Origin of the sequence: Flavobacterium ovatum (assembly GCF_040703125.1) — a bacterium.
Lineage (GTDB): Bacteria > Bacteroidota > Bacteroidia > Flavobacteriales > Flavobacteriaceae > Flavobacterium > Flavobacterium ovatum.
On record NZ_CP160035.1, the window covers coordinates 4,001,214 to 4,015,826 of the forward strand.

Genomic DNA, 14,613 nt, shown 5'->3' on the forward strand with positions numbered 1-14,613 from the left:
AGCTATTCGCTAAGACCTTCCCTCAAAAATTATTTTAAAAATCATCCGTTACTACAATTTTAACCTATATTTGCAGAAATTCAAAAGGCATAGTCTTGAAACTTTTTTTTGCTACTTTATTATCACTAATACTTTTACTTCCTTCGCTGGGAAGTGTTGTGATTTATACGCAATTTAAATTAGCGCAGGACGAAATCGCTCAAACAATTTGCGTTCAAAGAGCCAACATCAATAACAATTGTAACGGGCGTTGTGAACTGCAAAAAAGCCTTAAAAAATACGACGATAACGAAAAGAGAATGAACAACACCAATCTGAAAGAAAAAACAGAATTGGTTTACACAACTGCTCCTTTCGAATTCAACATCAATACTGCTACTGTTCCACAAAAAAAAGAAAGTACTTTTTCTGATTTTTGTGAAAAACCAAAAATGGTTTCTTTCACCATTTTTCATCCTCCTCTTGTTTAAATTATAATAATCTTTTTTCTGTATTTGACACAGAATAAATCCCTTTTGGTTCAAACCAAGAGCAACTTATTATATTATAATTTATTCCCATTCCAATGAGAAAATTACTCGTTATCCTACTATTAGTAGGACAATTGATCCATGCCCAAAATAAAAAAGTTAAAGACACTAGCTGTAATGAGCTTGACAATATTTTTGTAACAGCCAACAGAACGGAAACTTTACGTAAAGAAACGCCGGTTGCCATCAGTAAAATCACGGCTAAAACAATAGACGAATCAAAAGCTTCGGCCTTATATGAAATCGCTAATAAAACTCCGGGAGTAGTCATGATTAACTTAGGCAATGAGCAACATGCCATGTCTATCCGTCAACCTATTTCCTACTCTAGTTATTATTTATACCTAGAAGATGGTTTGCCCATTCGACCGTTGGGGATTTTCAACCACAATGCTTTATTAGAAATCAATCAATTCAACCTTCAGTCAATTGAGATCGTCAAAGGTCCTGTTTCATCTTTATACGGCCCCGAAGCCGTTGGCGGAACCATCAATTTAATTTCACAAAAACCTTCTTATTACCCCGAGTTTAAATTTGGCGTTCAAGCTGATCAATGGGGGTATAAAAGAGTTCAAGCTGCAGGTGGAGCTACTATTGGAAAAATTGGTTTTCATATCTCAGGTATTTCTAGTATTCAAGAAAGTTCTTGGATGGAACAATCAGATTACAAAAAAGACAATTTGAATGTTCGATTGGATTACGCTATTAATGACAAAACACGTTTGACAAGCAACACAATGGTTGGGAAATATTTCTCAGACATGAGTGGTAGTGTAAATGAAAATGATTTTAATAACAGAACATACACAAGTACCTCTGATTTCACTTATAGAAAATCTGAAGCTTTACGCACGCGATTGACAGTTGAACACGATTGGAACTCAAAAGCTAGTACAGGAATGACTATTTACCATAGAGATAATAAATTAGGTCAAAATCCATCCTATGGAATACGTTGGAGTCCTACTACAAATCCAACTACTGCCACTGGTGAAGTAAATTCAAACAATTTTAAAAGCTATGGAGCGATTGGCCAACACACTCAAAAATTTAATTTTTGGAATACAACAATGGTCAGTGGTGCTTCATTTGATTTTTCTCCTGTAACCTATTGGTCGTATTTACTAGACATCAAAGCTAATTTGAATCCTGGAGAAACAGGTAAACAAACGGTAAACAAATACGAAATTGTAGCAGAACATCCTGAAACCAAATTAGCCGATTATACCGCCGACATTTACAACACAGCGATTTTTAAACAAATCAACTTCAGTCCTATACAAGAATTAATAGTTACGGTTGGCGGTCGTTATGATGCTATGAAGTTAAAATACAACAATGCCTTAGATAATTCTTCAGGGGACAAAACCTACGACAAATTCACTTTCAAAGCGGGTGCAAACTTCAATCCTATCAAAGAAGCAGGTTTTTACGGGAATTATTCTCAGGGATTTGCTCCTCCAGGAGTCACTTCTATTTTTAGAGCAAAATCTGGCACAGGTGGATCAACAGGAAAAACGGCGGAGTTTTATTATAATTTAGAACCGGCAACATTTGAAAATTTTGAAGTTGGTGGTTGGGTTTCTTTATTCGAAAATAAATTGACCTTTGATTACGCCCTTTATTATATGGAAGGAACAAACGAACTTTTGAGTATCAAATTAGAAGATAATTCAACGGATTATCGTTCTGCGGGAAAAACAAGTCACAAAGGAATTGAGTTTGGTTTCAACTACAAACCTAACACACAATGGAACATTCGAGTAGGCGGAACCGTTGCAGAACACCGGTATATTGACTTTACGATTTCGGACAAATCAACTGATGTTTTACAAAATTTAGGAGGTTATGAAATGCCACAAGCGCCAAGATGGGCAGGGAATTCAGAGGTTAGTTATTATCCCAATTGGTTGCCGAATTTCAGAGCTTCGGTAGAATGGCAATTAATCAGTAGCTACTATCAAGATCAAGTGAACACAGTAAAATATGCGGGTTACAATTTGTTCAATGGTCGTATTGGTTATAAATATAAAAGCATTGAGATTTACGGAAACGTGATGAATCTTACTGACAAACTATATGCCTACAATGTGAGTAGAGGGAATTTAACCACTTCGCAAGCTAGTTATACAGCAGCTGCACCTAGAACATTCTTAATTGGTTTACAATATAATCTTTGTTTGAAAAAATAATCTAATATGAAAAAGTCGAACAGTAAAAAGTGGATTAAAAAGCTAAAGAAAAACGGATACAAATATCATAGAGTCCTAGGAATTATCACGATAATCCCAGTGATTTTTTGGTGCCTATCCGGACTAATGCATCCTGTAATGGCACATTGGTTTAAACCAACTATTGCCCATGAAAAAATAGAAACAAAATCCATTGACACCACGCAAATCAAAGTTTCAATACATTCTATTTTAGAAAAAAACAAAATTGAAAAGTTCAAAAACTTTCGCTTGGTCAATTTTAATAATGTTTCTTATTACCAAATTAAAACAACCAAAACCAATGAGGTTTTGTATTTCAACGCTTTCAATGGCACCGAATTAAAAAACGGAGATACCCATTATGCCGAATGGTTGTCACGTTATTTTATTGACGATCAAAAAAGTAAAATTGCTAATATCGAATTGCAAACTGAATTTGACGGACAATACAAATACGTCAATCGCTATTTACCGGTTTGGAAATTGACTTTTGACCGCGATGACCATATGGATGTTTATGTCGAAACCACTTCTAGCAAATTGGCGACCTACAACCCAACTTCTCGAAAAGTGCAGCTTTGGGTGTTCGATACGTTTCATAATTGGAATTTCTTAGAAAGTATCACCAACAAAACACTACAAGTTATTGTGATGTTGTTTTTACTCGGCATCATTTGTTTTTCAGCCTTAAGCGGCATCGTTATTTATGGTTTCTTTTGGAAAGTTTTCAAGAAAACGCCTGTTACGGATAACCAAAGTAAATTCAGAAAACACCACCGAAAAATCGGCATTGCAGTTTCTATTGTTACTTTGACTTTTGCTTTTAGCGGTGGTTATCATGCCACCAAAAAACTGGAGCCTTATACCCTAGACAAAATGATCTACGTTCCTGACTTCAAAACGGCAGATTTTTGTATTCCAAATTTAGAAATTAATCCAGATTCAACATGGACAGATTATTCCTTGATTCAGTTCAAAAATAAATCTTTTTTACAAGTTCGATTAATGCCAAATGAAGACGGGGAAGTAAAAAACAAATACATCGATTACCAAACTGGAATTGAAAACAAAACCATTGAAACTGAATACGCGGTTTTCCTAGCTGATAAATTTGCCAAAATGATGGTAGTCGGCAATGAAGAAACTCCTGCAGATTGTTGCGATGTGGAGAATACACAATCGTGTATCAAAAACGCAAAATTGATGGACACTAATTATCTATACCAATTTGATAATCGCGAATATGGTTTTGTGAACAAACGCTTGCCTGTGATTAAATTGAGTTACGATACGCCAGACAAAACTGCCATTTATATCGAACCGTCAACTTCAAGATTGGCGGCTTTTGTAACCAATGCCGATCGTATCGAAGGATACAGCTTTGCCATTTTACATAAATTTTTATTTATGGATTGGGCTGGAAAAAATATTCGAGATTTGGTGACGGCAATTTCTGCTTTGGGAGTTCTGGTTGTGAGTTTACTAGGATTGTATTTGTTCGTACGTAAGTAAGTTAGGAGTTATGAAGTATGAGTTATAAGTTATTGTTCAGCAACTTATAACTCATAACTTTTAATTTATAATTTATAATTTTATAACCCGTAATACCTCGCTTCAATACGCTTAATGTCCTTGATAGAACTTTTGGCCCAAGCCAATCTTTTAACCAACATTTCCTCTTCTGATAAATGCCAATCAATGTTGGATTTCCGTAATCTATTGGTTAGATTTTGAATAATAATCGCTGCCGAAACGGAAATATTCAAACTCTCCGTAAAACCTACCATGGGGATTTTCAAGAAACCATCAGCACGTTGCAGAATTTCTTCAGACAATCCGTCTCTTTCTGTTCCAAAAAACAAAGCACTTGGCTTAGAAATATCAAAATCTTCTAACATACAATCATTATCATGTGGCGTGGTAGCAATAATTTGGAAGCCTTTATTTTTCATTGCATCAACACACCCTGTAATACTATCATAAGTATTAATGTCAACCCATTTTTGGGCACCCATAGCAATTTCTTTATCGATACTTTTGCCATACCGTTGCTCAATGACATTCAGTTCTTGAATTCCAAAAACCTCACAACTGCGCATCACCGCGCTCGTATTGTGCATCTGAAAAATATCTTCAACAGCAATAGTAAAATGATTAGTCCTATTTTCGAGTACTTTCAAAAAGCGTTCTTTGCGGTTATCAGTTAGGATATTTTCAAGGAAATTTAAGTAATCAATGTCAATCATTGCAATTTTATTTTTCACAAAAGTAGTAAAACAAAGAGAGTTATTTACTTTACAACCGCATCAAGAACCCCAAAAAATATTGCTTTCCCTAAACTTTCTTTTTTATAAACTGGAAAAACAGGCTCTTTCTTTAAGTCTTTCAACTCTTTCCCTAACAAATAATTTGTATTGTCCAACGAATAGTATTGTGGTGAAGTTATTACAAAAGAGGTTAAACCTGGCTTGGGATTATAAATCGAATATTGATTGATAATTTCAAAATTATTATTTCTTAAGATATTATTTTGAAAAAAAAACCATCCAATTCTAAGGAACTATCCTTAAAATTTACGATTTTTGAAAAAGGAATAATTTGCTGACCAAAGCAAATTAAATAACCGAAAAACATAAATAACACGTATAAAGACTTCATCAAATTCATTTTAATTTTCAAATCAAAATTAAGAATTTCATTTCAACAATGACAAGTAAAATAGTTTAAACCTATAATATGAAAAAGAAACTAGTAATATTATCTGGAGCTGGAATGAGTGCCGAGAGCGGTATCAAAACATTTCGCGACAGCGACGGACTTTGGGAAGGTCACAATGTATTGGACGTGGCTACACCTGAAGGTTGGAATAAGAATACAGAATTGGTTTTGGATTTTTACAATCAAAGGCGTAAACAATTGCTGGAAGTAGAACCCAATTTGGGACACCTTACTTTGGCAGAATTAGAAAAGGATTATGATGTGAAGATTATTACTCAAAATGTAGATGATTTACATGAAAGAGCAGGAAGCACCGCTGTCTTACATTTGCATGGCGAATTATTGAAAGTTCGAAGCGTTAAAAACGAAAATGATATCCAAGACTGGAGAGGAGATTTGATTTTAGGCGATTTGGATGCGAAAGGGAATCAGCTGAGACCTCATATTGTTTGGTTTGGAGAGGCTGTACCTGCTCTGGAGGAAGCAATTGAAATTGTAGAAAATGCCGATTATTTGGTGGTTATTGGTACTTCTTTGCAAGTATATCCCGCGGCAGGATTAATCGATTTCACGAAACCGAATTGCCTATTGTTTTATATAGACCCAAAACCGGCTAGTATTCCGAATTTGAGAAACCGCTTAGAATTGATTCCGATGAATGCTTCGGATGGGGTTTTGATTTTGAGGAGAAAATTACAAATAGTACATTAATATATTGATTCGTTTTAGACGCTAAAATAGGATATTTTAACAGAACTTAACATTACTTTTCATAAGATTTAACATCAATCAACACACAGTCCTGCCCAGATAAAACACGAAGTTCGACTAATTATGTTTAAATTTACACTAAACTTTTAAAAAGAATAATATAATGAAAAATTTAAAATTGATTGCTCTAGGAATGATCCTAATTACGGCAATTGGCTGTAAAGATTCTAAAAAATCTTCCGAAAATGAAGCTACAGAATTACAAGCTACAGAAGCGACATATAGTGTAGTAAATGATTCTACAAAAGTGAGTTTTACTGCTTATAAGACAACTGACAAAGCGGCTGTAGGTGGTGTTTTTAAAGAAATAACGTTGACAAATACCAATCCTGGTAAAACAGCACTTGAAGCTTTGAACGGAACTAAATTTAGTATTTCGGTAAGTAGTTTATTTACAAATGACGCAACCGGAACTAGAGATCCAAAAATTTTAAAATTCTTTTTTGGTGTGATGAGCAATACCGAACTTATTTCTGGTGAGTTTAAAGTTTCTCCTGAAAACAGCTGTTCGATAGATGTAATATTGAACGGAAAAACAGCAAATATTCCTTTGAAACATAGTGTCAATAGTGATACTAGTTTTTCTTTTGATGGGGTGATGAATTTAGAAAACTGGGATGCTTTAGCAGCAGTAGCATCAATCAATAAAGCATGCGAGGCATTACATACAGGTAAAGATGGAGTAAGTAAAACATGGAGTGAAGTGGCTGTACATGCTGATGTTTTATTCAATAAAAATTAAACATTGATTTAAAGGAAAGTAAAAATTACAATTTAAAAAAAAACCTTTTATAAATCTATTTTAGAATTAAACAAGTAGGGTGTAATTATTTTTGATAATTACACCCTAATTGTTTAAAATAATAACTCTATTAAAAGAACAGCTAATTGAACTCCATACGTTTATTTCTTATTACAATAGTTCCCTCTCACTTAATGGAACTACGTTAAAAATAGAGAATAGTAAATAGCTTCTCAAAAAATCAATCTTCATTTTTAAAAAACTTCTAATTTCTAACTCCTAACTTCTAACTTCTCTGTATATTTGTGCCTTTCAAAAAAACACTCAAAAATGACGACTTTAAACGAATTGAATGCTATTTCGCCAATTGACGGAAGATATAGAAGTAAGACTCAAAATTTGGCTCCTTTTTTCTCTGAGGAGGCCTTGATAAAATACCGCGTTTTAATTGAAGTTGAATATTTTATTGCTTTGTGCGAACTGCCTTTACCTCAATTAAAAGGGGTTAACGCAGATTTATTTGATAGTTTACGTAACATTTATAAAAATTTCACAACTGCAGATGCGCAATGGATTAAGGACACTGAAAAAGTGACCAACCATGACGTTAAAGCAGTGGAATACTTCATCAAAGATGCCTTTGAGAAATTAGGTTTATCAGAATATAAAGAGTTTATCCACTTTGGATTGACATCCCAAGATATTAACAATACAGCGATTCCATTATCGACTAAAGAAGCTTTTGAGCAAGTTTACTTGCCTTCTTTGATTGGTTTGGTGGCTAAATTGAAAGATTTAAGCGTGGAATGGGCTGCTATTCCTATGCTTGCTCGTACGCACGGACAACCGGCTTCACCTACTCGTTTGGGTAAAGAAATCGGGGTTTTTGTAGAGCGTTTAGAAGAGCAAATGCGTTTGTTGTTTAATGTTCCGTTTGCAGCTAAATTTGGAGGTGCTACTGGAAACTACAATGCTCACCATGTAGCATATCCACAAATCGATTGGAAACAATTTGGAAACAAATTTGTAGAGCAAACTCTTGGTCTACACCACTCTTTCCCAACGACTCAAATTGAACATTACGATCATTTTGCTGCATTTTTTGATGCTTTAAAAAGAATCAACAACATCGTTATTGATTTAGACCGTGACATTTGGACGTACGTTTCAATGGAATACTTCAAACAAAAAATAAAAGCAGGTGAAATTGGATCATCGGCTATGCCACATAAAGTAAACCCAATTGATTTTGAAAACTCAGAAGGGAATTTAGGAATAGCAAATGCGATATTCGAACACCTTTCAGCTAAATTACCAATCTCAAGATTACAACGTGATTTGACTGATAGTACGGTTTTGAGAAATATAGGAGTTCCTTTGGGGCATACTATTATTTCGTTTGAAGCGACTATGAAAGGCTTGAACAAACTGTTGTTGAATGAGTCAAAATTCCACGAAGATTTAGAAAAAAACTGGGCAGTAGTAGCAGAAGCGATTCAAACTATTTTACGTCGTGAGGCATATCCAAATCCTTACGAAGCTTTGAAAGGGTTAACCAGAACAAATGAAGCGATTACTAAAAAATCAATTCACGAGTTTATTGGTACTTTAGAAGTATCGGATGCTATTAAAGCCGAATTACTACAAATCACCCCAAGTAACTTCTTAGGAATCTAGTAGTAAAAATATATCATAATTTTTAAAGCTATCCTAACCGATAGCTTTTTTTATGAATTTACAATAAATCAGTCCATACTCTGGTATAGATTGCACATAACCAATGCTTTTGTTATATTTAGCCCTTAATTTACAGTCGCATTGTAATATAAAAATCAATTTATGAGTGCCGCAGCAACAATAGCCGAAACGACTAGCCATTTAAAACCCTTAATTAGCGATTTAGGACTTATCCTGATGACTGCTGGAATTGCAGTTTTAATATTTAAAAAGCTTAAACAACCCTTGGTTTTAGGGTATTTAATTGCGGGATTTTTGGCAGGAAATCATTTTGATTTTTTCCCTTCGGTAAAAGACATCCAAAGTGTGGAAGTCTGGGCAGAAATAGGTGTGATCATCTTATTGTTCAGTTTGGGACTCGAATTTAGTTTTAAAAAATTGATGAAAGTGGGTGGAACCGCCTCCATTACTGCCGTCACCCAAATCATAACCATGGTACTCGTCGGTTTTATGGCTGGAAAATGGATGGGCTGGAAACTGATGGATAGCATTTTCTTAGGTGTCATCCTCTCCGTTTCATCGACAACGATTATTTTAAAAACTTTTGAAGAACTAGGTGTAAAAGCACAAAAATTTGCAGGAATTGTAATTGGTTCGCTTATCGTACAAGATATTGTAGCCATTTTGATGATGGTCTTATTATCGACTGTGGCGGCTACTCAAAATTTTTCTGGAAGTGAATTGCTGTTTTCGGTTTTAAAACTGGCCTTTTTCTTGACTGCTTGGTTTGTAGCTGGAATATTTTTCATTCCTACTTTACTCAAAAAAGCCAAACATTTACTGACTGATGAAATGCTCTTGATTATCTCCTTGGCCTTGTGTTTAATGATGGTCATTCTGGCTGCTGATGTTGGGTTCTCCCCTGCTCTTGGTGCTTTTATCATGGGTTCCATTATTGCGGAAACCACTCAAGCGGAACATATTGAACATTTGATAAAACCCGTAAAAGATTTATTTGGCGCGGTATTCTTTGTGTCAGTTGGTATGTTGATTAATCCAACAACTTTGTATGAACACGCAGCTCCAGTGATGATTCTGACGTTTATCACCATTTTTGGACAGTCAATCAGTTCAACAATTGGCGCATTAATTTCTGGGCAACCTTTGAAGCAGTCAGTTCAAACCGGGATGAGTTTAGCACAAATTGGGGAATTCTCTTTTATAATCGCTACGCTTGGAACAACAATGCATGTTACCAGTTCTTTCCTCTACCCTATTGTGGTAGCAGTATCGGCTATAACAACTTTTACGACTCCATTTATGGTCAAGGCAGCAGTACCTTTTTCTGAGTTTCTAGAAAAAAAATTACCTCGCAGAATAACTAAAAAAATCAATCGATACAGCACCAATGCACAAGCGATTCGCGCAGTGAGTACTTGGCAGGTCGTCATCAGAACGCACTTGATTCATATTGTTATCCATACCATTATTATCACCTCAATTATTTTACTTTGTTCCAAATTTGTGGTGCCCTTGGTGGAACATTCTAAATTTGGAAATGCTATTGCCGCCTTGATTACGATTGTTATTATTTCGCCTTTTTTATATGCGCTATCATTGCGAAAAATAGCCGTTAAGGAAGTAGCTTCTTTGTTTAAAGAGCGAAAATATAAAGGTCCTATCTTGATGCTGTTTTTTCTAAGAATGGGACTGGCGGTATTTTATATCGGATTCTTGTTAAATATCTTTTTCTCTCCTATTATTGCTTTTATTGCATTAGTTTGTGCCTTAATTATTTACTTTTTATTCCCTAAAAAACTACATGCTCAGTATCATAAAATTGAAGGTCATTTTCTGAAAAACTTGAATGATAGAACTGAAGGTGAAGCAGGGAAAATAAACCGTCAACACGCTAATTTAACTCCTTGGGATGGCCACATGACCAGTTTTACAATTGCCAAAGAATCCAATCTTGCAGGTAAAACGTTACGTGAAATCAAGATTAGAGAATTACTAGGCATTAATATTGCTTATATCAATCGTGGTGATATCACGATTCAGGTACCAAACAAAATGGAGCGTTTGTTTCCGGGTGACGAAATTGGAGTTATTGGAACGGATGATCAAGTAAAAGTATTTGCCGACTATCTGCGTCAAAATGAGATTGAGATTCCAGAAAAAGTAAATAATGACGTGGTTCTACGTCAAATAGAACTTAACAATGAAGAATTCATTGGTAAAGCTATTGGTCGCTCAAAACTACGAGAACTAACCCAAGGATTAATTGTAGGTATTGAACGTAATGGGGTACGTATGCTCAACCCTGAGTCTAACATCATTCTAGAACGTGATGACATTGTTTGGATTGTAGGAAACAAAAAACTATTGAATGCTTTATTTGTGGAATAAAATTATTACTTTTTTCTCAAAATTATTTAATGATTCTTGTAAATCTAAAGTATTTTAAAGTGAAATGACACTAAACACTTTTACTAATAAAAAAACTATATTCTATTTAACCAATGAAAAGAAAACTACTTTTTATTATATTTTTTATATTGATTTCGTGTAATTCAGAAGATTACAATCCCCGTAAAAATATTGAACCTCAACCAGATGTAAAAACACCAACATCTGAAATTGAAATTCCAACTATAGAAAATAGTTTTCCTGCAGGAAGTTTAAATAGTTATTTTTCGAATGCTTTAATCTCTGATCAACTCAATAATATTGACAGAGCTAATCCTATAAAAATAACTGAATTTGATGCCATAAATAACCGAATAAAAACCAACTATACGAACTTAGATAATTTATTAATTAAAGCTACAGACAATCAAAGCTGGTTTATTACCCAAAATAGTGAAGCTTCTACTGTTGTAGAAATAGTAAGTATTAATAAAAATGATGGTTGGATTACCCTCGGAAACACCTATACAGGAATTCTGAACACTACTATTGGAGCTAAAGTAGAATTTTTCAATCCATTTATTAATTACGAAATAATTAAAAACAAACCTTTATTTGATCCTTATCCAATTTCAGTCATAGAAGGTGAATTCAATTACATTCAACCAGGAGGGATTTTCGAAAAATCCGATGGAACTTACATATTATTAACTCCTATTGTATTTGGATCACATACAAAAAGGAGTATCTACTATGCCACTAGTACTAACTTAGAAAATTGGGTTTTTCACAATAAAAAAATATTGGGTACAAGTACAATTCCTTTTGCGAAAACGGATGGCAATGTATTTACTACTGGAAACCCTCTTAAATTAGACAATGGCAACCTACTTTTTTTATTAGGAATAGAACAACCTAATAAAAACTATACCTCTGCATATATGATAATGGATGAAAATCTCAATATTATCCAACAACCAAAAAAAATAATGATTCCGCAATGGAATGAATTAGATCAAAATAGCTTCCCGTTATCCATAACTAAATTCAACAATCAATATAGATTATTACTACATAAAAGAAAACCAAGTTTCATTGACAGGGAAATTCATGAACTCATTTTCACTGATTTATTCGATGCTTTAGACCTAAACAAAAACATTATTTCTTCAAAAATAGTGCATGTAGGAAATCTTAGCAATGGTTATTTAAAAGGAAAAGCGGATGATGCTACCTATGTTACATTTAATTCCCAATTATATATCATTATTGGAGGAGAAGAAACATATTCTAACTATTTAACTTCAAACAATAGAGAATATGGTTTAATGCGATTGGACAATGGAAAATGGTACCATGATGCTCGAAGTCCACTAATTGTAAATCCTGTACAACTGTTTAATAAATATCCTATTTATAGTTGGGCTTGGGATCATTCTGGTGGGTTTATTTCGCCTATAATTAAAAACAACACTATGTATCTCTATATGGCATTAGGAACTGATAATCCTGATTACTTTATTGCAGGGATCAAAATAACATTGTAATTAATTTCCATATATTAATGTTGATTTGAAAATCGGTCATCCGTAAGCAAGATAAATCATATAAAAAAAACGTTATGCCAAAAAAAGTATAATATATTCCAATCTGATTTTTGTCAAATCGAGGAGTAATTTTTATTCTAAAAAAAGCAATATAAAATGACGTTATTTGAATGTTAGCACTTCTAATTCCCCTCTTGAGAGGGGCTAGGGGTGTGTTTTTTTAAGTGTTTGCAAATCACACATTTAAATCAAAACGTCATAGGTAGCGCAGTCGAGATGTAATAGCGGTTCTCGACTGCGCTCGAACTGACAATTGTACTATTTTACAAACATTACTGGTGTTAATTTGAATGTTAAGCCTATATTTAAGCAATAAATATAATTTTAAACTAAAAAAGCGGTCTAAAACTAATTAGACCGCTTTTGTATTTTATAAAAACTATAAATTATCTAGAATAATTAGGAGCTTCTTTTGTAATTGTAACATTATGTGGATGACTTTCGTTGATACCACTTGCGGTGATACGTACAAAACGTCCAGTAGCTTTCAAAGTTGGAATATCCTTAGCACCACAGTATCCCATACCTGCTCTAAGTCCACCAATGAATTGCAACATACTTTCGTTTAATTCTCCTTTGTAAGGCACACGACCTACAATTCCTTCTGGAACTAATTTTTTCACATCATCTTCAACATCTTGAAAATAACGGTCTTTTGAACCTGTTTGCATCGCTTCAACAGAACCCATCCCACGGTATGATTTGAATTTTCTACCTTCAAAAATAATTGTTTCTCCTGGAGATTCTTTTGTTCCTGCTAATAATGATCCTAACATCACACAGTCAGCACCTGCGGCCAAAGCCTTAGGGATATCTCCTGTATAACGAATTCCACCATCAGCAATAACTGGCACTCCAGTTCCTTCTAAGGCAGCTGCTACTTCTAGCACTGCAGAAAACTGAGGAAAACCAACACCAGCAACGATACGAGTCGTACAGATTGAACCAGGTCCAATTCCGACTTTCACACCATCTGCTCCGTTTTCAACTAAAAACTTAGCCGCTTCTGGTGTGGCAATGTTTCCAACGATTACGTCGATTTGCGGGAATTTAGCTTTTACTTCTTTCAAAGTGTTCACTACTCCTTGTGTATGTCCGTGAGCAGTGTCAATGATAATAGCATCAACACCTGCATTTACTAATGCTTCTGCTCTTTCTACCGCATCTCCTGTTACTCCAATCGCTGCTGCTACGCGCAAACGTCCGTAAACATCTTTGTTTGCAATTGGTTTTTGAGTTAATTTGGTAATATCTCTAAAGGTAATTAAACCTACTAGTTTATTGTCTTTACTTACAACTGGTAATTTTTCAATTTTGTGACCTTGTAAAACTACTTCAGCTTGTTCTAATGAAGTACCTTCGGCAACAGTGATTAAGTTTTCACTGGTCATTACCTCAATAATTGGTCTTGCGTTGTTTTTTTCAAAACGTAAATCACGATTGGTAACAATTCCTCTTAAAGTTTGGTTTTCATCCACAATTGGAATTCCGCCAATACCGTATTCTTTCATGGCCGCTTTTGCGTCAGCCACTACAGAGGTCATTGGTAAAGTAACTGGATCGATAATCATTCCTGATTCAGCACGCTTTACTTTACGTACTTTGGCAGCTTGTTGCTCGATAGTCATGTTTTTATGTAAAACTCCTATACCGCCTTCTTGTGCCATAGCAATTGCCATTGCACTTTCAGTAACGGTATCCATTGCAGCGGATACAATTGGAACGTTTAGGGTAATATTTCTTGAAAATTTTGATTGGATACTCACTTCTCTTGGAAGCACATTGGAGTAATTTGGAACTAATAATACATCATCGTATGTTAAACCTTCACCGATAATCTTTGTGCTGTGTGCTATCATGTTGCAATTTCTAGTTGAATTGCGTGCAAATATAGTCAATTTATTTGAATTAAAAATTGATTTTCAAAAACGATTTGATATGTAATT

Annotated in this window: 11 protein-coding genes; 8 read left to right on the top strand and 3 right to left on the bottom strand. The window is 34.4% G+C overall.

Annotated features, from left to right (window positions below):
* Window positions 1-95: 95 nt before the first annotated feature.
* From ABZP37_RS16460 to ABZP37_RS16470, 3 genes are all read left to right on the top strand, one after another.
* Window positions 96-470 carry a hypothetical protein gene (locus tag ABZP37_RS16460; protein WP_366184263.1) on the top strand — a complete coding sequence of 125 codons (375 nt, stop codon included), beginning with the start codon at window positions 96-98 and terminating at the stop codon, window positions 468-470.
* Between the two features lie 95 nt (window positions 471-565).
* A complete protein-coding gene (locus ABZP37_RS16465) occupies window positions 566-2,722 on the top strand; it encodes a TonB-dependent receptor (RefSeq protein WP_366184265.1) in 2,157 nt (718 codons plus the stop codon).
* Between the two features lie 6 nt (window positions 2,723-2,728).
* Window positions 2,729-4,255, top strand: a complete 1,527-nt coding sequence (locus ABZP37_RS16470; RefSeq protein WP_366184267.1) for a PepSY domain-containing protein — start codon at window positions 2,729-2,731, stop codon at window positions 4,253-4,255.
* A gap of 80 nt (window positions 4,256-4,335) precedes the next feature.
* On the opposite strand, the gene ABZP37_RS16475 is transcribed toward ABZP37_RS16470, so the two are convergent.
* Together ABZP37_RS16475 and ABZP37_RS16480 are read right to left on the bottom strand one after the other, a co-directional pair.
* A complete protein-coding gene (locus tag ABZP37_RS16475) occupies window positions 4,336-4,989 on the bottom strand; it encodes an RNA methyltransferase (protein WP_366184268.1) in 654 nt (217 codons plus the stop codon).
* 44 nt (window positions 4,990-5,033) lie between these two features.
* Entirely contained in the window at window positions 5,034-5,165 is a 132-nt protein-coding gene (locus ABZP37_RS16480; protein ID WP_366184269.1) for a hypothetical protein, read from the bottom strand.
* A 314-nt stretch (window positions 5,166-5,479) separates the two neighbouring features.
* Here ABZP37_RS16480 and ABZP37_RS16485 point away from each other — a divergent pair, with 314 nt between their 5' ends.
* The 5 genes from ABZP37_RS16485 (at window position 5,480) to ABZP37_RS16505 (ending at window position 12,607) form a co-directional block, all read left to right on the top strand.
* Entirely contained in the window at window positions 5,480-6,172 is a 693-nt protein-coding gene (locus ABZP37_RS16485; RefSeq protein WP_366184271.1) for an NAD-dependent deacylase, read from the top strand.
* A 163-nt stretch (window positions 6,173-6,335) separates the two neighbouring features.
* Window positions 6,336-6,974, top strand: a complete 639-nt coding sequence (locus ABZP37_RS16490; RefSeq protein ID WP_366184272.1) for a hypothetical protein — start codon at window positions 6,336-6,338, stop codon at window positions 6,972-6,974.
* A gap of 330 nt (window positions 6,975-7,304) precedes the next feature.
* Entirely contained in the window at window positions 7,305-8,651 is a 1,347-nt protein-coding gene (gene purB, locus ABZP37_RS16495; RefSeq protein ID WP_366184274.1) for an adenylosuccinate lyase, read from the top strand.
* Window positions 8,652-8,813: 162 nt separating this feature from the next.
* Complete coding sequence (locus tag ABZP37_RS16500; RefSeq protein ID WP_366184276.1) at window positions 8,814-11,060, top strand: cation:proton antiporter; 2,247 nt, start codon at window positions 8,814-8,816, stop codon at window positions 11,058-11,060.
* A gap of 113 nt (window positions 11,061-11,173) precedes the next feature.
* Window positions 11,174-12,607 (top strand): hypothetical protein, encoded by a 1,434-nt coding sequence (locus ABZP37_RS16505; RefSeq protein ID WP_366184277.1) that lies wholly within the window; start codon window positions 11,174-11,176, stop codon window positions 12,605-12,607.
* A 446-nt stretch (window positions 12,608-13,053) separates the two neighbouring features.
* Here ABZP37_RS16505 and guaB read toward each other — a convergent pair whose 3' ends face one another.
* Window positions 13,054-14,526 (bottom strand): IMP dehydrogenase, encoded by a 1,473-nt coding sequence (guaB, locus tag ABZP37_RS16510; RefSeq protein ID WP_366184279.1) that lies wholly within the window; start codon window positions 14,524-14,526, stop codon window positions 13,054-13,056.
* Window positions 14,527-14,613 lie beyond the last annotated feature (87 nt).